We start from the raw sequence: 23,524 nt of genomic DNA on the forward strand, positions 1-23,524 counted from the left end.
GATGCCCGAACTCAGCCGCCGAAAGTTTCTGATCGCCAGCGCCGGTGTCGGCGCGGCCGGCCTGCTGTCCGGCACGGTCGCGATCACCTGGAACGACTTGCATCGCGCCGCACATGAGCGGCCGCTGGCTGACGGCAGCGGGATCCTGGTGATCGTGACGCTCTACGGCGGAAACGACGGCATCAACACCGTCATCCCTTACGCGGACAACGCCTATCACGACGCTCGCCCCGAACTCGCCTACGCGCCAGGCGATGTGCTGCACCTAGACGAGCAGCTGGGACTCAACCCTGCTCTCAAGGGGCTGGCTCAAACGTGGCGCGACAAGAAATTGGCCATCGTGCGTGGCGTGAGCTACCCCAAGCCGGACCACAGCCACTTCCGGTCGATGGATATCTGGCAGACCGCTTCACCCGCCGAACCGGTGCCGACCGGCTGGATCGGGCGCTGGCTTGACGCCACCGGTGACGACCCGCTGCGCGCCGTCAACATCGGGCCGGTGCTGCCGCCGCTGGCGGTCGGCGAGAAGTGCACGGCCGCTGCGCTTTCCCCAACTGCCGCAACGGAATCCGCTGACTGGTTCACGGACACGATGGACGCCCTGGGCGTCGACGACCCAGGCGACACACCGGCCATGTCCGCGGTATGCGCCGCCTACCGCGCCGCTCGCACCGCCGACACGACGTTAGGCAAGGTCAAGACCTCCGGTAAGAAAGGGCTCGCGGCCCAGCTCGCCATGGTGGCGGCCGCCGTGCGCGCCGCGGTGCCGACGCGGGTCTACACGGTGGCGCTGGGCGGTTTCGACACCCACGCCGACGAGCGGGAAACCCAGCAGCGCCTGCTGCAGACCTTCGACGAAGCGCTCACTCCGTTCCTTGCCGAGGTGGCCGGCGACCGCTACGGCAAGAACGTCGTCGTGTTGGCGTACTCGGAATTCGGCCGCAGGGTCGCCGCCAACGCATCGCAGGGCACCGACCACGGCACCGCCGGGCCGGTATTCGTCGCGGGCGCACCGGTCAGGGGCGGCTTCTACGGCGACGAACCCAGCCTGACCGACCTCGACAACGGCGACCTGAAAGCCACGACGGATTTCCGCGACGTCTACTACGAGCTGCTATCGACGACGCTGCGCACCGATCCCACGCCGTCCGTCGGCACCGGCCGCAAGCCGCTCGGCTTTCTGTAGCCGCGGCTACGCCCCGGTCTGGCTGATCGCCGGCTGAGTGAGCCAGTAGCGCAGCTTCGCGTAGATCTCCGGGTGGTTGAGCAGGTCGAAGTGGTGCAGGCCGGTCAGGGTGAGCCCGTGTGCCGGTTCGAACGGAATCTGTCGCGAGCGGCCGCGCCCGGAAGCGCTGTGTGCGCGCACCAAGCGGTCGCCGAGCAGCATCCCGACCGCCCGGGGCGCCGCCGTGGTCGCGACGAAGTGGTAAACCGCGCCGGGGAGGAACGGCACCTCGTGGCAGCGGTCGCGCAGGAACTCGTCGGGATCGCACTGGCTCCAGTCCTCGTCGAGCAGTGCGCCGAACCGCAGGTCCTTGACGCCGTCGCTGCGGGCGTTGAGAAACGCAGCCAGCGCTCGTGTTTCGGGTAGTTGGGACAGCGCCCATGACGCGACGTTGACGCCCTTTTCCAGATCGGCGCCCAAATGCGGTGAGCCCAGGCAGACCACATGGCGCACCAGGTCGGGCCAGTCGTGCTGCTGCTGGGCGCCGTAGTGGCAGGCGCTGCGCACCACCAGCCCACCCATCGAATGGCCCACCAGCGCAATCTCGTCCACCGCGGTCGGCCACAGCGCAAGCAGCCGGTTCAGCAGGTCGGCGAGGGCTCGTCCGTTCTGTGAGATGTGCAGGCCGGTGTTATAGCGGAGGTAGACGGGCGTGAACCCGAGCTCGCCGCGCAGCCGCGCTCCGTAGGGGCGCCGACTTTCCCCGGTGCGCGGCTGGCGCCACCACGATCGCTCGGTCAGACACCAGCCGTGGACGAACACCACGATGCGACCGGTGGCCTTCGGGAACGCCGCGGCGATCGATGCGGCGGTCAGGTCAACGGGCTTGCCGTGGCGGCGGATCTGCATGCGCAGCCCGAACGTGTTGCCGCGGTTGACCAGCTCGTCGCCATAGATTCCGTTCAGCGCCGCGACCGCCCTGGCGATCGGGAGATGTGATTGGACGGTGTCGTCCTCGTCGCGGCCGTACACCTCGGCCGCCACCGCGCCGGCGCCGTCAAGTGATGCCCGCACGGCTCGGTCGACGGCGTAATACGTCATCGCGGCGACGGTGTCGTGAACGACCCGGACCGGTTTCGCCGCCGGTCCGATCGCGCCGAAAACGCGACGGGAGATCCCGTCGTGCATGTCGCGCACCACATTGGTGACCACCCGCGAGCCTTCTCCGGCAAGGTCGGCCAATGAACGGATTTCCTGTCGCTGCACGGGTGCCCCTCTCTGCTCACGAGCGCAGACATATAGGTGATACCCATAATGGCTTTACGTACGCCGGAGATCGGGCGGTGCCGAAACGGCAGGAGGTGCGGCGGTGTCGTTGCCGCGAGAGGCGTCGCCCGATTCTCGGTCGGCGCCTCACGATCCCGACCACCTGGTGGCCGGCTACCGCGCGGCGCGCCTGCAGGAGGGCCTGTTCGACCTGGGCGCAGACCGTTCGGCTTTCGGGGCAACCGGTTACGACGAGTTCGTCGACGCCTCCGGCGATGTCCGCCCGGGCTGGACAGAGCTCGCCGAGGTGATCGCGACGCGGGGACGCGCCGGATTGGCCCGGCTGCGTGCAGCGGTCAGCGCGCTGGTCGACCACGACGGCATCACCTACATCACGATCGACCACAGCCACACCGACGTTCACGACACGGCCAACCCCCAACCGTGGCAGTTGGATGGCTTGCCGCTGCTGATCTCACCCGAGGATTGGGCCACGCTGGAAGCCGGTGTGCTTCAACGCAGCCGGCTGCTCGACGCGATACTGGTCGACCTTTACGGCCCGCAGCGCGCGGTCACCGGCGGGCTGTTGCCGCCCCAGCTGTTGTTCGCGCACCCCGGCTATGTCCGGGCCGTCCGCGGCATCGAAATACCGGGCCGGCACCAACTGTTCATGCACGGCTGCGACGTCAGCCGCGATCAATCCGGCGGGTTTCTCGTCAACGCCGACTGGACCCAGGCGCCCTCGGGAGCGGGCTATGCGCTGGCCGACCGTCGGGTCGTCGCCCACGCCGCTCCCGAGCTCTACGAGCGGGTCGGGCCGCGACCCACCGCGCCGTTCGCCCAGGCGCTGCGGCTGGCGCTGATCGAGGCCGCACCCGAAACCGCCCAGGACCCGGTGGTGGTCGTGCTGAGCCCGGGCATCCACTCCGAAACCGCGTTCGACCAGGCCTACCTGGCATCGGTGCTGGGCTTTCCGTTGGTGGAAAGCGCCGATCTGGTGGTGCGTGACGGCGCGCTGTGGATGCGGTCGCTGGGCACGCTGCAACGCGTCGACGTGGTGTTGCGCCGGGTCGACGCCGACTACGCCGATCCGCTGGACCTGCGCTCAGATTCGCAGCTGGGGGTGGCGGGACTGGTCGAGGTACAGCGGCGCGGCGCGCTGACCGTGGTCAACACGCTCGGCAGCGGAATCCTGGAAAGCCCTGGGCTGCTTCGGTTTTTGCCTGAGCTGGCCCAGCAGCTGCTCGGCGAAGCACCGCTGCTGCCCACCGCGCCGCTGTACTGGGCCGGTATCGATGCCGAGCGCTCGCATCTGCTGGCAAACCTGTCGTCGCTGCTGATCAAGCCGACGGTCGGGGGGCGGCTCATCGTCGGGCCCACACTGTCGTCAGAGCAACGTGACGCGCTGGCCGCGCGCATCGAAGCGGCGCCGTGGCAGTGGGTCGGCCAGGAACTGCCGCAGTTCTCCTCGGCGCCGACCGACCAGATGGCGGCAGCTAGCGTCGGCGTGCGGTTGTTCACCGTGTCCCAACGCGGCGGATATGCGCCGATGGCGGGCGGACTGGGCTACGTGCTGGCACCCGGCAACGAGGCCTATTTGTTGAAAACTGTTGCAGCCAAGGATGTTTGGGTGCGCCCGCCGGTACGCGCACAGGCGGAGCTGACGGTGACGGTGCCCCCGCCGGAGCGACCCACGCCGACGCCAAGCGGCACCCGCGGTATCAGCTCGCCGCGCGTGCTGTCCGACCTGTTCTGGTTGGGCCGCTACGGCGAACGCGCCGAAAGCATGGCCCGGCTGCTCTCCGTTACCCGCGATCGCTACCACGACTACCGCTCACGGCCGGATACCGAAGGCAGCGAATGCGTATCGGTGCTCTTGGGCGCGCTTCGGCAGATCACCGGCGCCGACGTTGCCGACGCCCTCGCGGCTGTGCCTCGCACCCTGTGGTCGCTGACCGTCGACCGGGAGTGCCCCGGGTCGCTGGCCCAGTCGGTCGAGCGGCTGGGGCTGGCGGCGCGCGCGGTACGCGACCAGATGTCCAACGACACGTGGATGGTGCTCGGCGGGGTGGAGCGCGCGCTGGCGCAGGTCGCCGCCCAGCGGCCAAACGGTCATCCCGCCGACGACACCACGCTCGCGACCGCGCACGCCTTGACCCTGGCGGGCATGCTGGCGCTGTCGGGGGTGGCCGCGGAGTCGATGGTGCGCGACGTCGACTGGACCATGACCGACATCGGCAAGCGGCTCGAGCGCGGCCTGTTTCTCACCGCGCTGCTGCGCGCCACGCTGGGCCGGGCCCGCAGCCGTACCGCTGAGCAAACGATCGTCGAGGCGGTGCTGGTGGCGTGCGAGTCGTCGGTGATCTACCTTCGGCGCAATCTGGGCGCCGTTAGTGTTGCCGCTGTGGCCGAGTTGGTGCTCTTTGAGGCGGAAAACCCGCGCTCGCTGGTGTATCAGCTGGAGCGGCTGCGGGCGAACTTGAAGGGACTGCCTGGGGCGTCGGGCTCGTCACGGCCCGAACGTCTGGTCGACGAGATCAGCACCCGGCTGCGCCGGCTCGACCCGGCCGACCTGGAGGAAATCGCCGAGTCGGGGGAGCGCGGCGAGCTGGTCGACCTGCTCGACGGCATGCACGGCGGACTGCGGGAATTGTCCCGGATCATCACGGCCACTCAGCTGTCGCTGCCCGGCGCGATGCACCCTCTGTCCGGCCCGGCCCGTCGCCGGATGGCGCCGTGACGTCGACGGCTGGCCCTGGCACGCGCCGCTACCGCGTCACCCACCGCACCGAATACCGCTACTCCGACGTGGTGACCAGCTCCTACGGGCGGGGCTTTCTCACCCCGCGCGACCTGCCCGGGCAGCGCTGTCTGGCCCACGAGCTGCGCATCGAGCCCGCGCCCGCCGACAGCTCCACCAGCCGCGACGTCTACGGCAACGTCAGCTGCTATTTCCACGTCACCGAGCCGCACCGCACCTTGACCGTCACCAGCGAGTCGGTCGTCGAGGTCGATCCGCCGCCCGCCGAGCTGTACGCCAACGGATCGGCGCGCGCCCCGTGGGAGCGCGCCCGCCCCACGGGGCCGGAGGGTGCGCTCGCCACCGAGTTCACGCTCGACCTGGACCCTCCGGAGATCACCGACGAAGTACGCGACTATGCCGCCCCCAGCTTCGCTGCCGGGCGTCCGCTGATCGACGTGCTGCGCGACCTGGCGTCGCGCATCCACGCCGACTTCACCTACCGCTCCGGCTCGACCACTGTGTCGACCGGTGTGCACGAGATGCTGGTGGCGCGCGAAGGTGTCTGCCAGGACTTCACCCGGCTCGCGATCGCCTGCCTGCGCGCCAACGGGCTGGCCGCCAGCTACGTGTCGGGGTATCTGGCCACCGACCCGCCGCCGGGCAAGGAACGGATGGTCGGCATCGACGCCAGCCACGCGTGGGCGGCGGTGTGGACACCGGAAAACCGTTGGCTGGGAATGGATCCCACCAACGACCAGATGGTCGACGAATGCTACATCGTGGTCGGTGTGGGCCGCGACTACGCCGACGTGCCGCCCCTGCGCGGCATCATCTACACCAATTCGGAGAACAGCGAGATCGATGTCGCTGTCGACGTAGTGCCGTGCGCGGACGGAGTGCTGCATGCGTGACTTCGTGTGCCCCAACTGCGGTCAACGCCTGACGTTCGAAAACTCGATATGCCTGTCGTGCGGTGCGGCCCTGGGGTTCTCGCTCGACGACATGGCGCTGCTGGTGATCACCGACGACGCCGACGTCGAGCACCCCGGTGCGGTCAGTTCCCGCGAGTATCAGCTGTGCGCCAATATGCATCTGGCGGAATGCAATTGGCTAGTTCGCGTGGACCAGGGTGGACTCTGCGTCTCCTGCGCGCTGACCCGCTGCCGGCCCAACGACTCGGACACCAAGGCGCTGGCGGCGTTCGCGCGCGCCGAGCGGGCCAAACGACGGCTGATCGCCGAGCTGTGCGAGCTCAAGCTGCCGATCATCGGACGCGACCGCGACCCCGACTACGGGCTGGCGTTCGATCTGCTCTCCAGCGAACAAGAACAGGTGATGACCGGCCACCACAACGGCGTCATCACTTTGGATCTGGCCGAGGGCGACGACGTGCACCGCGAGCAGCTGCGCGTCGAGATGGGGGAGCCGTACCGCACGCTGCTCGGGCACTTCCGCCACGAGATCGGCCACTACTACTTCTACCGGTTGGTCGACACGTCACCGGATTACCTTGCCCGGTTTCGGGAGCTGTTCGGTGATCCCGACGCCGACTACCAGGCCGCCCTCGACCGGCATTACCGCGACGGTGCACCCGCCGGCTGGGAAAAGCGGTTCGTGTCGTCGTATGCGACCATGCACCCCAGCGAGGACTGGGCCGAAACCTTCGCCCACTACCTGCACATCCGCGCCGCGCTCGATACCTGCGCCTCCTGCGGGCTTGCTCCCGCCGCCGCCACCTTCGCGCAGCCGCCGCTGGGGCCCAGCGCATTTCGCACGATCATCGAGATGTGGCTGCCGTTGTCGTGGTCGCTGAACATGGTGAACCGCTCGATGGGCCGCGACGACCTTTACCCGTTCGTGCTGCCGGCTCCGGTGCTGGACAAGATGGGGTTCATCCACACCGTCATCGACGAGGTGACCCGCGCGCGTTAATTCGGCTGCTCGGCATCGAGGTCGGGCGCCCAGGCGACGCCGTTGATGTGGCTGCCGCCATCCACGAACGGCGTATTTCCGGTGAGATAGCCGCAGCCTTCGCTGGCCAAAAACACTGCGACCGGCGCGATGTCGTCGTAGGGGTCGCCGAGGCGGCCCATCGGGTTGGCCGCATCCGCCATTGCCTCCAGCCCCGGGTATTGCCCGACGGCGCGAAAAAAGGCCTGGCTCTTGGCCGCCGGGCAGATGGCGTTGACGGTGACGCCGGTGGGCGCCCATTCGCGAGCGGCGGTGCGGGTCAGTGCACGCAGCGCCTCTTTCGCGGCGTTGTATTCCAGCGATCCCATGTGTGCGTTGACGCCGTTGAGGCTGCACATGTTGATCACCCGTCCCCAACTGCGTGCCTTCATGTAGGGAAATGCGGCCCGCATCGCCCAGAAGGGGCCGTAGTAGCCGACCGCGATGCCCTGTGCCAGTTGCTCGTCGGTCTTGTTCTCGACGCGGCCGATGGAACCTCCGCCCCACGCGTTGTTCACCACGATGTCGATTGATCCGTATTCGGAAAGCGCTGTCTGCACGGCGTTTTCGAGGTCAGCGCGGTTGGCGACGTCGGTGGCGACGAAAACTCCGCCGATCGCTTCGGCGACGGCCTGGCCCGCGGCCGGATCGAGTTCGGCGACCACGACGCGAGCGCCTTCGGCCGCATAGCCGGCTGCGGCGAGCTGTCGGGCGAATTCGGCGCCCACGCCTTCCGATCCGCCGGCAATCACGGCCCACGGCCCGTATACAGCAAGGTCAGTCACCCGATGATCATCGCCTGCGGCCACGGCGCCGATGCGGAATTCCGTCGGGAAGCCACTCGTCGTCGCCGGTGGCTAACCTGAACACCGTGTCCGACGGTCTCTTCGACCTGCCCGGTGCGCCCAGCTTCACCGACCGCGACCCAGCTGCTTCGGCCGCGGCGCCGCTGGCGGTGCGGATGCGCCCGGCCACCCTTGACGAGGTGGTCGGGCAGGACCACCTGCTGCAGCCCGGGTCGCCGCTGCGCCGCCTGGTCGAGGGCTCCGGGGTGGCGTCGGTCATCCTCTACGGCCCGCCGGGAAGCGGCAAGACGACGCTGGCCGCGCTGATCTCACAGGCGACCGGACGCCGGTTCGAGGCGCTCTCGGCGCTGTCGGCCGGTGTCAAAGAGGTCCGGGCCGTCATCGATGTCGCGCGAAGGGCCGCCGCGCATGGCGAACAGACGGTGCTGTTCATCGACGAGGTGCACCGGTTCTCCAAGACCCAGCAAGACGCGCTGCTGTCGGCGGTGGAAAACCGGGTGGTGCTGCTGGTGGCCGCGACCACCGAGAACCCGTCGTTCTCGGTGGTGGCCCCGCTGCTGTCGCGGTCCCTGATCCTGCAGCTGCGGCCGTTGAGCGGCGATGACGTGCGCGCCGTGGTTCAGCGGGCGATCGACGACCCGCGTGGCCTGGGCGGGCGGGTTCAGGTCGACTCCGACGCCGTCGACTTACTGGTGCGGCTGGCCGCCGGTGATGCCCGGCGTGCGCTGACCGCGCTGGAGGCGGCAGCGGAGGCGGGGGAGCAGGTCACCGTCGAGGCGATCGAACGCTCCCTGGACAAGGCCGCGGTGCGCTACGACCGCGACGGCGATCAGCACTACGACGTGATCAGCGCGTTCATCAAGTCGGTGCGCGGCTCGGACGTGGACGCCGCACTGCACTACTTGGCGCGGATGCTGGTCGCCGGCGAAGACCCGCGGTTCATCGCCCGTCGCCTGATGATCCTCGCCAGCGAAGACATCGGCATGGCCGATCCGACCGCGCTGCACACGGCGGTGGCCGCCGCGCAGACCGTGCAGCTGATCGGCATGCCCGAAGCCCAGCTGACGCTGGCGCACGCGACCGTGCATCTGGCCACCGCACCCAAGTCCAACGCGGTGACCACTGCTTTGGCGGCGGCGATGGACGACATCAAAGCGGGCAAGGCCGGCCTGGTGCCGGCACACCTGCGCGACGGCCACTATTCGGGCGCCGCGGCGCTGGGCAACGCGATGGGCTACCGCTACTCCCACGACGACCCCGATGGCGTTGTGGCGCAACAGTATCCGCCCAACGAGCTGGTCGGCGTCGACTACTACCGCCCGACCGGGCACGGCAAGGAACGCGACATCGCCGGCCGACTGGAGCGGCTGCGGGCGATCATCCGCGGCAAGCGACAGGGAGGATCATGAAGACCTTCACCGACGAAGAAATGAACGCGCTGTTGCCCGCCGCCAAGGCCTACAGCGTCGTCATCCTCAAGCAGGGGCCGAACTTCGGCGGCGAGGACACCCCGTCGATCATCTGGGAGCACGGCCGGCGCAACTTCTCGCTGCGCCACGAAGGAGTGCTGCCGGTGGTGCTTCCGGTCACCGACGGCTCGGACGTGTGCGGTATCGGGGTGTTCACCGGGACCGTCGAGGAGACCACTGCGGTCATGAACGACGACCCCGGTGTGCAAGCCGGGGTATTCACCTTCGACGTGCACCCGTGCCGCGGATTCCCCGGCGACGCGCTGCCGTAGCGGAGTAGAGGCAGCGCCGAGATCGACGTTTCGCCGACAAAACGCGACAGACGGCCTGCAGAACGTCGATCTCGGCGCAAAGACCAGCGGTCAGACCAGCTCGGGCACCCGCAGGTGGGCGAGCGCCAGCTCGAACTCGCCGACGTCGTACTGGTCGGTGCCCAGGTCGCGCAGCAGCGCGGTGCGTAGCGAGCGGGCCTTGTCGTCGTTACGCTGCATCGCTTCCATGCTGTCGAACGTCGACGACGACACGGCACGCCACGACGTGCGGTCGATCATCAGGCTGGCGCTGCAGAACCCCTCGAGATTTTCGATGTCGGGCAGCACCGACTCCCGGTAGAACTCGATGGCCCGGTCGAACTGATTTGGGTCTCGCACCTTGAGCCAGGTCGCTCGCACGCCGGCACCGGGACGCGAGTGGTGGTCACGGTGCAGCACCGCGATCTCCCACTCGTCGACGGTCGGGGTACCGCCGAATGCCTGCGCGGCCCGGTCACGCACCGGCCGCACCCGCTCAGCGCCGGCATGCATCGCCTCTTGGGTCTCCCACGCGCTGGTCGCGATGCAGCGGCCGGTTTCCCGGTCCACCAGCAGCGACACGCCCACACAGCCGTCGATCTGTTCCAGCGCGGGCATCACCTCGTCGCGGATGTGCGCAATGCCTGCATCGATCAGCGATGGTTGGGCCTCAATCGTCGTAGAGCGTGCGTACACGGTTGACCCCTTCACCTGTTGGGGCGGCGCCCCGGCGGCGCCGCCGGTCTACTGAATACTTTTCACCCGCCGATTACGCATGGCAATGGGCAGTTGCCGTGTCGTTATGGGGGATTGGCAGCGTCGCGGGCCCGACTCGTAGGCTTGAAGTCGTGGATACGGATGTGCTGGAAGTGGACACCGCGCGTCGCCGGATCGTGGACCTGACCGCCGCGGTGCGCTCGTTCTGCGGCAACCACCAGGACGGCCTGTGCAACGTGTTCGTCCCGCACGCGACGGCGGGTGTGGCGATCATCGAGACCGGCTCGGGCTCCGACGACGACCTCGTCGACACCCTGGAACGGCTGCTGCCCCGCGACGACCGCTACCGGCACGCGCACGGGTCGGAAGGCCACGGCGCCGACCACCTGCTGCCCGCGATCGTCGCCCCGTCGGTGACGGTGCCCGTGCAGGGCGGTGAGCCGCTGCTGGGCACCTGGCAGAGCGTGGTGCTGGTCGACCTCAACCGGGACAACCCGCAGCGAAAGGTGCGGTTGAGCTTCGTCAACGGCTAGCGTCGGCACCACCCGGCGCCGCGATTCGTTACCTGTTCAGGGCGGGTAACCGGACCGGTAGGGTAATGCGGTCGCAAATGAGCCGTGCAGCGGCGGCAAAGGAAGCGGAAAAGTGCGGACACACGAGATCAGGAAACGGTTCCTTGATCATTTCGTGAAAGCGGGTCACACCGAGGTGCCGAGTGCCTCGGTGATCCTCGACGACCCCAACTTGCTGTTCGTCAACGCCGGCATGGTGCAGTTCGTGCCGTACTTCCTGGGCCAGCGCACACCGCCCTACCCGACGGCCGCCAGCATCCAAAAATGCATCCGCACACCCGATATCGACGAGGTGGGCATCACCACTCGGCACAACACGTTTTTCCAGATGGCCGGCAACTTCTCGTTCGGCGACTATTTCAAGCGCGGCGCGATCGAGCTGGCCTGGACGCTGTTGACCAACAGCGTCGAAGACGGCGGATACGGATTAGATCCCGAAAGAATTTGGGCGACAGTCTATCTCGACGATGATGAGGCCGCGCAGCTGTGGCAGCAAGTCGCAGGGCTGCCGGCTGAGCGTATCCAGCGCCGCGGCATGGGCGACAACTTCTGGTCGATGGGCATCCCGGGTCCCTGTGGGCCATCGTCGGAGATCTACTACGACCGTGGGCCGGACTTCGGACCCGAAGGCGGTCCGGTCGTCAGCGAAGACCGCTACATCGAGTTGTGGAACCTCGTGTTCATGGAAAGCGAGCGCGGGGAGGGCACCAAGGACGAGTTCGAGATCACCGGGTCGTTGCCGCGCAAGAACATCGACACCGGCATGGGCGTGGAGCGGGTGGCGTGTGTGCTCCAAGACGTGCACAACGTCTACGAGACCGACCTGCTGCGGCCTGTCATCGACACGGTGGCCGAGCTGGCGCCCCGTGGGTATGACGTCGGCAACCACGACGATGACGTGCGCTACCGCATCATCGCCGACCACAGCCGCACCGCGGCGATCCTGATCGGCGACGGGGTCAGCCCCGGCAACGACGGGCGCGGTTATGTGCTGCGCCGGCTGCTGCGCCGGGTGATCCGCTCGGCCAAACTGCTCGACATCGACACCCCGATCGTCGGCGAGCTGATGGCCACCGTGCGCGACGCGATGGGCCCGTCGTACCCGGAACTGGTCAGCGACTTCGACCGCATCCAGCGCATCGCGGTCGCCGAGGAGACGGCGTTCAACCGCACGCTGGCGTCGGGCTCGAAGCTGTTCGAAGAGGTGGCCAGCGCCACCAAAGCATCCGGTTCCACCGTGTTGTCCGGTTCGGACGCCTTCACCCTGCACGACACCTACGGCTTCCCGATCGAACTCACCCTCGAGATGGCGTCGGAGGCCGGCCTGCAGGTCGACGAGCACGGCTTCCGCGAGCTGATGGCCGAACAGCGCCGCCGCGCCAAGGCCGACGCCGCGGCGCGCAAACACGCGCACGCCGACCTTTCCGCCTACCGCGAGCTCATCGACGCCGGCCCAACCGAGTTCACCGGATTCGACGAATTAGCTTCCGAAGCAACGATCTTGGGGATCTTCGTCGACGGCAGGCGAGTACCGGTGGTGTCGCACAGCGTCAACGGCGCGCACCGCGTCGAACTGATCTTGGACCGCACCCCGCTGTATGCCGAGTCCGGCGGGCAGCTCGCCGACGCCGGCAGCATCACCGGCACCGGTAGCAGCGAAAGCGCCAAAGCCGCCGTCACCGATGTGCAAAAGATCGCCAAGACCCTATGGGTGCACCGGGTCAACGTCGAGTCGGGCGAGTTTGTCGAAGGCGACACCGTCGTCGCGGCGGTTGACCCCGAGTGGCGCAAAGGCGCCACCCAGGGTCACTCCGGCACCCACATGGTGCACGCCGCGCTACGTCAAGTGTTGGGGCCCAATGCCGTTCAGGCCGGATCGCTGAACCGCCCGGGATATCTGCGCTTCGACTTCAACTGGCAGGGCCCGTTGAGCGGCGAGCAGCTGGGTCAAGTCGAAGAGGTCACCAATCAGGCGGTGCAGGCCGACTTCGAGGTGCACACGTTCACCGAGCAGCTCGACAAAGCCAAGGCCATGGGCGCGCTGGCGCTCTTCGGGGAGAGCTATCCCGAAATCGTGCGGGTGGTCGAAATCGGCGGGCCGTTCTCGCTGGAGCTCTGCGGGGGCACGCATGTGCACAACTCGGCGCAGATCGGCCCGGTGACGGTTCTCGGTGAGTCGTCGGTCGGTTCGGGCGTGCGCCGGGTGGAGGCCTATGTCGGCCTGGACTCCTTCCGCCATCTGGCCAAGGAGCGCGCGCTGATGGCCGGGTTGGCGGCGACGCTGAAGGTGCCCTCCGAAGAGGTGCCGGCCCGGGTGGCCAATCTGGTGGAGCGGCTCAAGGCCGCCGAGAAGGAGCTCGAGCGGATGCGGCTGGCCAACGCACGAGCCGCCGCGGCCAATGCCGCCGCCGGAGCCGAGCGCATCGGTAACGTGCGTGTGGTGGCGCAGCGCATGTCGAGCGGGATGACGGCTGCCGACCTGCGCTCGCTGGCCGCGGACATCCGCGGCAAACTTGGCAGCGATCCCGCGGTGGTCGCGCTGATCGCCGCCGGTGACGGCGGCACCGTGCCGTATGCCGCAGCGACTAATTCCGCGGCCCAGGACCTGGGCATTCGGGCCAACGATCTGGTCAAGGCGCTCTCGGCGCCGGTCGACGGCCGCGGGGGCGGCAAGCCCGACCTGGCGCAGGGCTCAGGAAAGAATCCGTCCGGCATCGATGCTGCACTCGACGCGGTCCGTGCAGAGATAGCGCGGGTCGGCTGAGTGACGTCGCTAGAGCACCGGCTGCCCGATCGGCCCGGCGGGGACGACCCCGGCCGGGGGCGGCGGCTGGGCATCGACGTCGGCAGTGTGCGCATCGGCGTCGCCAGCAGCGACCCGGACGGCATCCTGGCCACCCCGGTGGAAACGGTGCGCCGCGAGCGTTCGGGCGCGCATCTTCGTCGGCTCGCTGAGCTCGCCGACGAGCTAGGGGCGGTCGAGGTGATTGTCGGGCTGCCGCGCACGCTGGCCGACCGGACCGGTCCGTCGGCCCGCGACGCGATCGACGTGGCCGACGCGCTGGCCCGCCGGATCGCGCCGATCCCGGTGCGGCTGGCCGACGAGCGGCTGACCACGGTGAGCGCGCAGCGGTCGCTGCGTGCGGCAGGGGTCAGCGCGAAAAGCCGACGCGCTGTCGTCGACCAGGTCGCGGCCGTGGCGATCCTGCAGGGCTGGCTCGACCAGCGCCGCGCAACGCTTCGCGGGGAGGCCGACGGTGCCTGACAGCGACGGCGGCGGCCGCGACCGCACCAAACCCCGTGGCGATCGCCAGCGCGGCGAAGCCGGGCGCAGCGGGTCGCCACCAGCATCTGACGCTGTGGGTCCGGCCCGGCATCGCAAGAGCCGCTCCGAGCGGCTGCGCGACCGGCGCATCCGTCGCCGCCGGCGCATCGTCGGCGGGTTGGCGGTCAGCCTGCTCGTCGTTGTTGTCGTGGCCGCTGTGTTCGTGGGCTCCAAGCTCTGGCACACGATGTTCGGATCTGACAACGACTACACCGGCAGCGGCAAGCGGGACGTCGTGATCCAGATCCACCCCGGCGACTCGACCACCGCGGTCGGCGAGACGTTGTTCAACCACGGCGTGGTGCGGACCGTGCGGGCATTCGTCGACGCCGCGCACGGCAACGCCGCGATCTCGGCGATCCAGCCGGGGTACTACCGGATGCGCACCGAAATCCCGGCGAAGTCCGCGGTACAGCGGCTCGCTGACCCGCACAACCGGGTGGGCAAGCTGGTCATCCCCGAAGGACGTCAGCTCGACGACACCACCGACATGAAGACCAACGCGGTCACCCCGGGGATCCTCACCTTGATCTCCCGCGCTACCTGCGTGGATCTCGACGGCAACGAGCACTGTGTTCCGGTGAACGACCTGCGCAACGCGGCGGGACAGGTCCGCCCGCCGACGGCGTTGTCGGTGCCGCAGTGGGCGACCGAGCCGGTTACCGCGATGGGCGACGATCACCGCCGCATCGAGGGCCTGATCGCGCCGGGGACGTTCAACGTCAACCCGTCGGATTCCGCCGAAACGATTTTGGCGACGCTGATCAACGCCAGCTCCGACATGTACGTGCGCTCGGATCTGCTGGACACGGCGAATTCGCTGAGCCTGTCACCCTACGACGTGCTGGTGGTGGCGTCGCTGGTGCAGGAGGAAGCCAAGCCGCATGACTTCCCCAAGGTCGCCCAGGTGATCTACAACCGCTTGCGCGAGCATCGCACGCTGGAGTTCGACTCGACGGTGAACTATCCGCTGGACCGCCGCGAGGTGGCCACCAGCGACGCCGACCGCGCGCAGCCCACCCCGTGGAACACGTACGTGTCGGAAGGGGTGCCGGCGACGCCGATCTGTTCTCCGGGCGTGGATGCGCTGCACGCGGCCGAGCATCCCGAGCCGGGGGACTGGCTGTATTTCGTGACCATCGACTCGCAGGGCACGACCCTGTTCACCCGCGACTACCAGCAGCATCTGGCGAACATCGAGCTGGCCAAGCACAACGGTGTCCTCGACTCCGCGCGATGAGCGTAGCCGCGCGCAGCGCGGCGGCGAAGAGCGCAATCAGGCTTGGCGCGGTAGGAAGGCGGCGATTCTCGGTTCTCCTGTCGCCCATTCCCGCTCCCCGCAGCTGCACCTGGCCGCTTACCGCGCGCTGGGGCTGGGGGACTGGACCTACGAGCGCATCGAATGCGGCGCCGACGAGCTGGCCGGTGTGGTCAGCGCCTGCGGACCCGAGTGGGTGGGGTTCTCGGTGACGATGCCGGGAAAGTTCGCCGCGCTGGCATTCGCCGACGAGCACACCGACCGCGCCGGTCTGGTCGGTTCGGCCAACACCTTGGTGCGCACACCACGCGGCTGGCGCGCCGACAACACCGATATCGACGGTGTGGCCGGGGCGCTGGGCGCGGTGAGCGGCCACGTCATGGTGCTCGGCTCCGGCGGCACCGCGCCCGCCGCTGTGGTCGCGTTGGCGCAGCTGGGCGCCGACCGGCTGACGGTTGTCGCGCGTAATCCGGACAAGGCCGCCCGGCTGGTCGCGCTGGGCGTCGGGCTCGGCGTCCGGAGCCGCTTCTGTGGACTGGACAGCGACGCGCTGGCCGACAAAGCGGTGGCCGCTGAAGTCCTGGTCAGCACTATCCCCGCCGACGTGGCCGCCCGTTACGCCGAGACGCTGGCCGGTGTGCCGGTGCTGCTGGACGCGGTCTACGACCCCTGGCCGACCCCGCTGGCCACCGCAGTGGCCGCCGCCGGTGGCCGGGTGATCAGCGGCCTGCAAATGCTGCTGCACCAGGCGTTCGCGCAAGTCGAACAATTCACAGGGCTGCCCGCGCCGCGGGAAGCCATGGCGGCTGCTTTGCAATAACGTGCCGCGCATGCGGATCGCGCTCGCCGGGGTGATGCTGGCGTGGCTGTTAGTGCTCAGCGGTTATGACATCCGGCAGCGCAGACTGCCTAACGTGCTGACGCTGCCCGGCGCGGGGATCATCCTGATTGCTGCGGTCGTTGCCGGGTTCGGCATGGCGGCGGTGGCCGGCGCCGTAGCGCTGACGACGGTGTATCTGCTGATGCATCTGGCAGCGCCGACGGCGATGGGCGCCGGCGACGTCAAGCTGGCGATCGGCCTGGGCGCGCTGACCGGATGCTTCGGTGTCGACGTGTGGTTCCTGGCGGCATTCGGCGCGCCGCTGCTCACCGCCGCGTGCGGCATCGTCGTGAAAGCGGCTACGGGCGCCTCCGCCGTGCCGCATGGCCCGTCAATGTGCGCGGCCAGCGCAGGCGCCGTCGCGCTGGCTCTGATGTGACGCAGCAAAGCTGCGCCTATCGTGAACGGGGTAGGTGATGGAAACCAGTCGCGTCGCGCTGATCACGGGAGCTACGTCTGGGCTTGGCCGTGCTGTGACCGTAGCGCTCGCTGCGCGCGGCATGCATGTGCTGGTGCACGGCCGCGATCGCGAGCGCGCAGAAGATGTCGCCGACGAGGTGCGAGCATCCGGTGGCAGCGCCCAGGCCTATCTCGCCGATCTCGGTTCCCTGCAGGAAACCCGCGACCTGGCAGACCGGGTCAGCTCCGAGCACCCGGCGATCCATCTGCTGATCAACAACGCGGGACTAGGTCCGGGCCGACCCCCGTATCGCAAGCGGGAGCTGAGCATCGACGGCCACGAGCTGCGGTGGGCGGTCAATTACCTCGCCGCCGCACTGTTGACTCGACGACTCCTTCCCACGCTGAAAAACCGGTGCACCGGCGCGGATCGTCAACGTCGCATCCGCCGCGCAAGCACCGGTCGACTTCGCAGACCTGCGGATGGACCACCACTACACCGGCGTGCAGGCCTACAACCGCAGCAAGTTCGCCATGGTCGTGTTCACGTTCGGCCTGGCGGCAGAACTGGCCGACACCGGCATCACCGTCAACTGCTTGCACCCCGCGACATTGATGAATACGCGCATGGTTCGCGGAGCTTGGATTCCCCCACTGTCCTCGGTATCGAGCGGTGTCCGAGCGGTGATGAACCTGGCTGTGGAGCCAACCGGTGCCGCGGTGACGGGGCGGTACTTCGACGCCTGCCGCGAGGCCAAGGCTCATCGCGCGGCATACGATCCCACGATCCGGTCGACCCTGCATGCCGTGACGACCGAAATCCTCCAACCATTCCTTTGAGCTGATGCAGCTGACCGCCTTTCCGGGCGGAGCGTAAGGCTTGGCCCGCCGCCCACGCCGGTCATGGGAAGATGGGACACGTGTTGCGATGGACCACTGCCGGTGAATCCCACGGCCGCGCGCTGGTGGCCGTGCTGGAGGGCATGGTCGCCGGGGTGGCCGTCACCAGCGACGACATCACAACCCAGCTGGCCCGCCGGCGGCTGGGCTACGGCCGTGGCGCGCGGATGAAATTCGAACGCGACCAAGTGACCATGCTGGCCGGAGTGCGGCACGGCTACACCCTCGGCGGGCCGATCGCGATCGAGATCGCCAACACCGAATGGCCGAAGTGGGAGACCGTGATGGCCCCCGACCCCGTCAACCCGTCAGAGCTGGCCGACCTCGCCCGCAACGCGCCGCTGACTCGGCCCCGGCCGGGCCACGCCGACTACGCCGGCATGCTCAAGTACGGGTTCGACGATGCCCGACCGGTGCTGGAGCGGGCCAGCGCCCGCGAGACCGCCGCCCGGGTGGCGGCGGGAACGGTGGCGCGGCAGTTTCTGCGCCAGGCGCTGGGTGCCGAGGTGCTCTCCCACGTCATCTCCATCGGCGCCTCGGAGCCCTACGACGGTCCGCCGCCGCAGCCCGAAGACCTGCCCGCGATCGACGACAGCCCGGTGCGCGCCTTCGACAAGGCCGCGGAACAGTCGATGATCGCCGAGATCGAAGCCGCGAAGAAGGACGGCGACACGCTCGGCGGCGTGGTCGAGGCCGTCGCACTGGGCCTGCCGGTGGGTATCGGGTCGTTCACCAGCGGCGAGAACCGGCTCGACAGCCAGCTCGCCGGCGCCGTAATGGGCATCCAGGCGATCAAAGGCGTGGAGATCGGCGACGGCTTCCAGACCGCGCGCCGCCGCGGCAGCCAAGCCCACGACGAGATGTATCCCGGCCGCGACGGCGTCGTGCGATCGACCAACCGAGCCGGCGGGCTCGAGGGCGGCATGACCAACGGCCAGCCGCTGCGGGTACGCGCGGCGATGAAGCCGATCTCGACCGTGCCGCGGGCGTTGGCCACCGTCGACATGACCACGGGCGACGAGGCCGTCGCCATCAACCAGCGGTCGGATGTGTGCGCGGTACCGGCCGCCGGGGTCGTTGTGGAAACCATGGTGGCGCTGGTGCTGGCCCGCGCGGTGCTGGAGAAGTTCGGCGGCGACTCGCTGACCGAGACCCGCCGCAACATCGACGCATACCTTCGTTCGGTCGCCGAGCGTGAGCCGGTCACCGACCGCGCCAGGGCGTCGGGGTAATGGCGCCCAAGGCGGTGTTGGTGGGGCTGCCCGGTTCGGGTAAGTCCACGATCGGGCGACGGTTGGCGAAGGCGCTGGAGGTGGAGTTGCTCGACACCGACGCGGCGATCGAGCAGCGGACCGGGCGCAGCATCGCCGACATCTTCGCCACCGACGGGGAGAAGGAGTTTCGCCGCATCGAAGAAGAGGTGGTGCGCTCGGCGCTGGCCGACCACGACGGCGTGCTCTCGCTGGGTGGCGGCGCCGTCACCAGCCCCGGGGTGCGCTCGGCGCTGGCCGGACACACCGTGATCTTCCTGGAGATCAGCGCGGCCGAAGGCATCCGCCGCACCGGGGGCAACACCGTGCGCCCACTGCTGGCCGGGGCCGACCGCGCCGAGAAGTTCCGCGCGTTGATGGCCCAGCGGGTTCCGCTGTACCGGCGGGTCGCGACGATGCGGGTCAACACCAACCGCCGAAACCCCGGGGCAGTGGTGCGCTACATCGTGTCGCGGCTGGAGAATCCGCAGCCGGCGCCCCCTCGACGGCGCCGCACGTCATGGCGGCGACCGTCGCAGGCTGAGCAAACCCCGGCGGCGACCAGCCAGCCGTCACCGCCGCCCAGCCCAGTCACACCGGCGAGCCCGGTCACACCGGCGGCGCTGGCCGCTGCTCGCCGCGCCGAGGCCGGCAAATGACAGGTTTCGCTCCGGTCACCGTGCACGTGGCCGTCGACCCGCCCTACCCGGTGATCATCGGCACCGGGCTGCTGGGCGAGCTCACCAAGCTGCTGGCCGATCGGCACCGCGTCGCGATCCTGCACCAGCCCGTGCTCGCGGAAACTGCCGAGTCGATCCGAAAAGGCCTGGCGGGCAAGGGCATCGACGCTCACCGTATCGAGATTCCCGACGCCGAGGCCGGCAAAGACCTACCCGTCGTCGGATTTATCTGGGAAGTGTTGGGCCGCATCGGAATTGACCGCAAGGACGCGCTGGTCAGCCTCGGCGGGGGAGCCGCAACCGATGTCGCCGGCTTCGCTGCGGCCACGTGGCTGCGTGGGGTGTCGATCGCGCACGTGCCGACCACCCTGCTGGGCATGGTCGACGCCGCCATCGGCGGCAAGACCGGCATCAACACCGACGCGGGCAAGAACCTGGTCGGCGCGTTTCACCAGCCGATCGCCGTACTGGTCGACCTGGATACGTTGAAAACCTTGCCGCGCAACGAACTTGTCGCCGGCATGGCCGAAGTGGTGAAGGCCGGTTTCATCGCCGACCCGGTGATCCTGGACCTGATCGAAGCCGACCCGCAGGCCGCAATAGATCCCGCCGGTGACGTGCTGCCCGAGTTGATCCGGCGCGCGGTCACTGTCAAGGCCGAGGTCGTCGCCGCTGACGAGAAGGAATCGCAGCTGCGCGAAATCCTCAATTACGGCCACACACTGGGGCATGCGATCGAGCGGCGCGAGCACTACCAGTGGCGCCACGGCGCCGCGGTGTCGGTGGGTTTGGTGTTCGCCGCGGAACTGGGTCGGCTGACGGGGCGTCTCGACGACGCGACCGCCGACCGGCACCGGGCCATCCTGACGTCGCTGGCTCTGCCGGTCAGCTACGAGGCCGACGCATTGCCCGAACTGCTGCAGATCATGGCCGCCGACAAGAAGACCCGCGCCGGGGTGTTGCGTTTCGTGGTGCTCGATGGGCTGGCCAAACCCGGCCGGCTCGAAGGCCCCGACCCATCGCTGTTGGCAGCGGCCTACGCGGAGGTGAGTGCCCGGTGAACGTCAACGTCATCAACGGGCCCAACCTGGGCCGGCTCGGGCAGCGCGAGCCCGAGGTCTATGGCGCCGCCACCCACGACGAGCTGAGCGCGCTGATCGAGCAGGAGGCCGCCGACCTCGGACTGAAAGCTATTGTGCGCCAAAGCGACAGCGAAGCTCAACTGTTGGAGTGGATACATCAGGCCGCCGACGCGCAAGAACCAGTGATCCTCAACGCCGGAGGGCTGACCCACACGTCGGTGGCGCTGCGCGACGCATGCGCCGAACTGAGGGCACCACTGATCGAGGTGCACATCTCGAATGTGCATGCCCGCGAGGAGTTTCGGCGGCACTCCTACCTGAGCCCGGTCGCCACCGGGGTCATCGTCGGGCTCGGCCTACAGGGCTATGTGCTCGCGCTGCGTTACCTGGCCAGCGTTTACCGCTGATCGTCTCCGGACCTAGGGGCGCGCCTGGTCTGCTCGGCATCGGATTGGGTCGGCTCGGCTCGGGTGGGTTCTTCGCCTTCGGCTGTGGCCACCGACGAGGGCCGCTCTTCGGTCCTGCCCCCAGCGGTCTGCTCTTGGTCATGGCCCTTGGCCGTGGCCATCCCCTCGGTCGGGGTCTCGTCCTCGTGGACCGCGTCGAACACATCGGTGTCATCCTCACGGTGCTCATGTTTCGGCGGCGGAGGAGCGTGGCGGTCGATGAGCCAGCGGCCAGCGGCCACCCCGGCCATTGCCGGCAGGAACACCAACAGCGCGGTGAACGCGGCGAACGTCGTCAGCTCGTTGAGCAGCCCCCCGGCATAGAGGCCCTTGTAGAGAAGCGAGATCACAAACACCACCGCACCGCTGACGATCCCGGCGGTCAGGCCGGCCAGCAGCCACGTCATCGCCAGATCCTGGCGGCGGTCCGGGTCAGGCTCCGCTGAAGCGTCGGCGCGACCGTCCCGCAGCCCCCAAAGCAGAGCGGCGATCAACAACAAAAGCACCAGCACGATGCTGATCAACCCCGCCTGCGTGGGAAACGCGTTGATCAGCGCCCCTTGAAGCAAGCGGACGACGACCATCGCAGCGGCGAACACCAGCCCGCGCAGCCTCCAGTTAGTCATGGGGCCACAGCGTAGCGAGTAGCGTCAGCGGTTGTGACACATTCCCAGCGCCGAGGCCATCTAAGGGATCGAATCGTTACCGCCGGGCTGGACGCGATGCTGGTCAGCGACTTGGTCAACGTGCGATACCTGTCCGGCTTCACCGGCTCGAACGCCGCGCTGCTGGTGTTTGCCGACGACCGGACTCCGGTGCTGGCCACCGACGGGCGCTACCGTACCCAGGCCGCGCAGCAGGCGCCCGATCTCGAGATCGCCATTGAGCGGGCCTGCGGACGTCACCTGGTGCGGCGAGCCGCGGCCGCCGGTGTGCGGCGCCTCGGTTTCGAAAGCCACGTGGTCACGGTCGACGGCTTCGACGTGCTGGCCGCAGAGGCGGGGACGACGGAGTTGGTGCGCGCCTCGGGCACGGTCGAGGCGCTGCGCGAGGTCAAGGACGCCGGCGAGGTGGCGCTGCTGCGGCTGGCCTGCGAGGCGGCCGACGCGGCGCTGACCGACTTGATCGAGCGCGGCGGCCTGCGGCCCGGCCGCACCGAGCGCGAGGTGAGCCGCGAACTGGAGAACCTGATGCTCGACCACGGCGCCGAAGGCGTGTCGTTCGAGACAATCGTGGCGGCCGGGCCGAATTCGGCCATCCCACACCATCGGCCCACTGACGCGGTGCTGGCCGCCGGCGACTTCGTCAAGATCGACTTCGGTGCGCTCGTCGCCGGCTACCACTCCGACATGACCCGCACCTTCGTGCTCGGCCGGGCCGCCGACTGGCAGCAGGAGATCTACCAACTGGTTGCCGCCGCACAGCGGGCCGGCCGCGAGGCGCTGCGGGCGGGGGCGAACCTGCAAGACGTGGATGCCGCGGCGCGCCAGGTGATTATCGACGCGGGCCACGGCGAACGCTTCGGCCACGGGCTGGGTCACGGGGTGGGCCTGCAGATCCACGAAGCGCCGGGGATCAACGCGACGGCCGCCGGTACACTACTTGCGGGCTCCGTCGTGACCGTGGAGCCCGGTGTCTATCTGCCCGACCAGGGTGGTGTCCGTATCGAGGACACCCTCGTCGTGGCTGACGAAACATCCGGACACACACCGGAATTGCTCACCCGGTTCCCCAAGGAACTGGCCATCGTGTAGGAGAGTCACCGACTGTGGCAACGACTGCCGACTTCAAAAACGGACTGGTGCTGGTGATCGACGGCCAGCTGTGGCAGATCGTCGAATTCCAGCACGTCAAACCCGGCAAGGGCCCGGCGTTCGTGCGGACCAAGTTGAAGAACGTGGTCTCCGGCAAGGTCGTCGACAAGACCTACAACGCGGGCGTGAAGGTGGAGACCGCCACCGTCGACCGGCGCGACACCACCTACCTGTACCGCGACGGCTCGGACTTCGTGTTCATGGACAGCGAGGACTACGAGCAGCACCACATCCCGGAGTCGCTGGTCGGCGACGTCGCCCGGTTCCTGCTGGAAGGCATGCCGGTGCAGGTGGCGTTCCACAACGGCACACCGCTGTACATCGAGCTGCCGGTCACCGTGGAACTCGAAGTCACCCACACCGAGCCGGGCCTGCAGGGCGACCGCTCCAGTGCTGGCACCAAGCCGGCCACGCTGGAGACCGGCGCACAAATCCAGGTGCCGTTGTTCATCAACACCGGCGACAAGCTGAAGGTGGATTCCCGCGACGGCAGCTACCTGGGCCGTGCCTGA

Annotated in this window: 22 protein-coding genes and 2 pseudogenes; 20 read left to right on the forward strand and 4 right to left on the reverse strand. The window is 68.6% G+C overall.

Annotation, left to right across the window (positions count from 1 at the left end):
* The first annotated feature begins 1 nt into the window (after nucleotide 1).
* Nucleotides 2–1,186 carry a DUF1501 domain-containing protein gene (locus tag G6N15_RS18085; protein ID WP_083085718.1) on the forward strand — a complete coding sequence of 395 codons (1,185 nt, stop codon included), beginning with the start codon at nucleotides 2–4 and terminating at the stop codon, nucleotides 1,184–1,186.
* A 6-nt stretch (nucleotides 1,187–1,192) separates the two neighbouring features.
* Here the strand turns inward: G6N15_RS18085 and G6N15_RS18090 are convergent, their stop codons facing one another.
* Nucleotides 1,193–2,431, reverse strand: a complete 1,239-nt coding sequence (locus G6N15_RS18090; RefSeq protein WP_083085721.1) for an esterase/lipase family protein — start codon at nucleotides 2,429–2,431, stop codon at nucleotides 1,193–1,195.
* 103 nt (nucleotides 2,432–2,534) lie between these two features.
* Here G6N15_RS18090 and G6N15_RS18095 point away from each other — a divergent pair, with 103 nt between their 5' ends.
* Genes G6N15_RS18095 through G6N15_RS18105 form a run of 3 tightly spaced genes read left to right on the forward strand, consistent with a single transcriptional unit; the run spans nucleotide 2,535 to nucleotide 7,106 of the window.
* Entirely contained in the window at nucleotides 2,535–5,171 is a 2,637-nt protein-coding gene (locus G6N15_RS18095) for a circularly permuted type 2 ATP-grasp protein (RefSeq protein WP_083085724.1), read from the forward strand.
* The gene (locus tag G6N15_RS18100; RefSeq protein ID WP_083085727.1) at nucleotides 5,168–6,085 is read left to right on the forward strand and encodes a transglutaminase family protein; all 918 of its coding nucleotides are present in this window, start codon (nucleotides 5,168–5,170) and stop codon (nucleotides 6,083–6,085) included. Before G6N15_RS18095 ends, G6N15_RS18100 begins: the two co-directional genes overlap by 4 nt.
* Nucleotides 6,078–7,106, forward strand: a complete 1,029-nt coding sequence (locus G6N15_RS18105; RefSeq protein ID WP_083085730.1) for a zinc-binding metallopeptidase family protein — start codon at nucleotides 6,078–6,080, stop codon at nucleotides 7,104–7,106. The genes G6N15_RS18100 and G6N15_RS18105 overlap by 8 nt, the downstream gene beginning before the upstream one ends.
* On the opposite strand, the gene G6N15_RS18110 is transcribed toward G6N15_RS18105, so the two are convergent.
* The gene (locus G6N15_RS18110; protein ID WP_083086007.1) at nucleotides 7,103–7,909 is read right to left on the reverse strand and encodes an SDR family NAD(P)-dependent oxidoreductase; all 807 of its coding nucleotides are present in this window, start codon (nucleotides 7,907–7,909) and stop codon (nucleotides 7,103–7,105) included. The two genes, G6N15_RS18105 and G6N15_RS18110, sit on opposite strands and share 4 nt — an antisense overlap.
* Before the next feature lie 86 nt (nucleotides 7,910–7,995).
* Between G6N15_RS18110 and G6N15_RS18115 the strand changes: the two genes are divergently transcribed.
* Together G6N15_RS18115 and G6N15_RS18120 are read left to right on the forward strand one after the other, a co-directional pair.
* Complete coding sequence (locus G6N15_RS18115) at nucleotides 7,996–9,339, forward strand: replication-associated recombination protein A (protein ID WP_083086014.1); 1,344 nt, start codon at nucleotides 7,996–7,998, stop codon at nucleotides 9,337–9,339.
* Nucleotides 9,336–9,671 (forward strand): hypothetical protein, encoded by a 336-nt coding sequence (locus tag G6N15_RS18120; RefSeq protein WP_083085733.1) that lies wholly within the window; start codon nucleotides 9,336–9,338, stop codon nucleotides 9,669–9,671. The genes G6N15_RS18115 and G6N15_RS18120 overlap by 4 nt, the downstream gene beginning before the upstream one ends.
* Nucleotides 9,672–9,761: 90 nt before the next feature.
* Here G6N15_RS18120 and G6N15_RS18125 read toward each other — a convergent pair whose 3' ends face one another.
* Complete coding sequence (locus G6N15_RS18125; protein ID WP_083085736.1) at nucleotides 9,762–10,385, reverse strand: hypothetical protein; 624 nt, start codon at nucleotides 10,383–10,385, stop codon at nucleotides 9,762–9,764.
* A 164-nt stretch (nucleotides 10,386–10,549) separates the two neighbouring features.
* Here G6N15_RS18125 and G6N15_RS18130 point away from each other — a divergent pair, with 164 nt between their 5' ends.
* From G6N15_RS18130 to aroQ, 12 genes and pseudogenes are all read left to right on the forward strand, one after another.
* Nucleotides 10,550–10,939, forward strand: coding sequence for a secondary thiamine-phosphate synthase enzyme YjbQ (locus tag G6N15_RS18130; RefSeq protein WP_179961839.1), 390 nt, complete (start codon nucleotides 10,550–10,552; stop codon nucleotides 10,937–10,939).
* A 112-nt stretch (nucleotides 10,940–11,051) separates the two neighbouring features.
* The gene (gene alaS / locus G6N15_RS18135) at nucleotides 11,052–13,742 is read left to right on the forward strand and encodes an alanine--tRNA ligase (RefSeq protein WP_083085742.1); all 2,691 of its coding nucleotides are present in this window, start codon (nucleotides 11,052–11,054) and stop codon (nucleotides 13,740–13,742) included.
* The gene (gene ruvX / locus G6N15_RS18140; protein WP_083085745.1) at nucleotides 13,743–14,243 is read left to right on the forward strand and encodes a Holliday junction resolvase RuvX; all 501 of its coding nucleotides are present in this window, start codon (nucleotides 13,743–13,745) and stop codon (nucleotides 14,241–14,243) included.
* 94 nt (nucleotides 14,244–14,337) lie between these two features.
* Entirely contained in the window at nucleotides 14,338–15,543 is a 1,206-nt protein-coding gene (gene mltG, locus G6N15_RS18145; RefSeq protein WP_232070484.1) for an endolytic transglycosylase MltG, read from the forward strand.
* Nucleotides 15,521–16,381, forward strand: coding sequence for a shikimate dehydrogenase (locus tag G6N15_RS18150; protein ID WP_083085750.1), 861 nt, complete (start codon nucleotides 15,521–15,523; stop codon nucleotides 16,379–16,381). Before mltG ends, G6N15_RS18150 begins: the two co-directional genes overlap by 23 nt.
* A gap of 10 nt (nucleotides 16,382–16,391) precedes the next feature.
* Complete coding sequence (locus G6N15_RS18155; protein WP_083085753.1) at nucleotides 16,392–16,820, forward strand: prepilin peptidase; 429 nt, start codon at nucleotides 16,392–16,394, stop codon at nucleotides 16,818–16,820.
* Between the two features lie 37 nt (nucleotides 16,821–16,857).
* Nucleotides 16,858–17,205: pseudogene (locus G6N15_RS23855) on the forward strand (SDR family NAD(P)-dependent oxidoreductase); the annotation flags it as partial.
* Nucleotides 17,206–17,323: 118 nt separating this feature from the next.
* Nucleotides 17,324–17,680 (forward strand): SDR family NAD(P)-dependent oxidoreductase, encoded by a 357-nt coding sequence (locus G6N15_RS23545; protein WP_264018899.1) that lies wholly within the window; start codon nucleotides 17,324–17,326, stop codon nucleotides 17,678–17,680.
* An 80-nt stretch (nucleotides 17,681–17,760) separates the two neighbouring features.
* Nucleotides 17,761–18,972 carry a chorismate synthase gene (aroC, locus tag G6N15_RS18165; RefSeq protein ID WP_083086017.1) on the forward strand — a complete coding sequence of 404 codons (1,212 nt, stop codon included), beginning with the start codon at nucleotides 17,761–17,763 and terminating at the stop codon, nucleotides 18,970–18,972.
* A pseudogene (locus G6N15_RS18170) lies at nucleotides 18,972–19,487 on the forward strand (shikimate kinase); the annotation flags it as partial. The gene aroC and the pseudogene G6N15_RS18170, both read left to right, overlap by 1 nt.
* A gap of 158 nt (nucleotides 19,488–19,645) precedes the next feature.
* The gene (gene aroB, locus G6N15_RS18175) at nucleotides 19,646–20,731 is read left to right on the forward strand and encodes a 3-dehydroquinate synthase (protein WP_083085758.1); all 1,086 of its coding nucleotides are present in this window, start codon (nucleotides 19,646–19,648) and stop codon (nucleotides 20,729–20,731) included.
* Complete coding sequence (gene aroQ, locus G6N15_RS18180; protein WP_083085760.1) at nucleotides 20,728–21,159, forward strand: type II 3-dehydroquinate dehydratase; 432 nt, start codon at nucleotides 20,728–20,730, stop codon at nucleotides 21,157–21,159. Before aroB ends, aroQ begins: the two co-directional genes overlap by 4 nt.
* Here the strand turns inward: aroQ and G6N15_RS18185 are convergent.
* Nucleotides 21,150–21,824 carry a B-4DMT family transporter gene (locus tag G6N15_RS18185; RefSeq protein ID WP_083085762.1) on the reverse strand — a complete coding sequence of 225 codons (675 nt, stop codon included), beginning with the start codon at nucleotides 21,822–21,824 and terminating at the stop codon, nucleotides 21,150–21,152. The two genes, aroQ and G6N15_RS18185, sit on opposite strands and share 10 nt — an antisense overlap.
* Nucleotides 21,825–21,857: 33 nt before the next feature.
* Between G6N15_RS18185 and G6N15_RS18190 the strand changes: the two genes are divergently transcribed.
* Both G6N15_RS18190 and efp read left to right on the forward strand, forming a co-directional pair.
* On the forward strand, nucleotides 21,858–22,952 hold the full coding sequence (locus tag G6N15_RS18190) for a M24 family metallopeptidase (RefSeq protein WP_083085765.1): 1,095 nt from the start codon (nucleotides 21,858–21,860) through the stop codon (nucleotides 22,950–22,952).
* A gap of 14 nt (nucleotides 22,953–22,966) precedes the next feature.
* Complete coding sequence (efp, locus tag G6N15_RS18195; RefSeq protein WP_083085767.1) at nucleotides 22,967–23,524, forward strand: elongation factor P; 558 nt, start codon at nucleotides 22,967–22,969, stop codon at nucleotides 23,522–23,524.

It is taken from the genome of Mycobacterium noviomagense (assembly GCF_010731635.1).
Taxonomy (GTDB): Bacteria; Actinomycetota; Actinomycetes; order Mycobacteriales; family Mycobacteriaceae; genus Mycobacterium; species Mycobacterium noviomagense.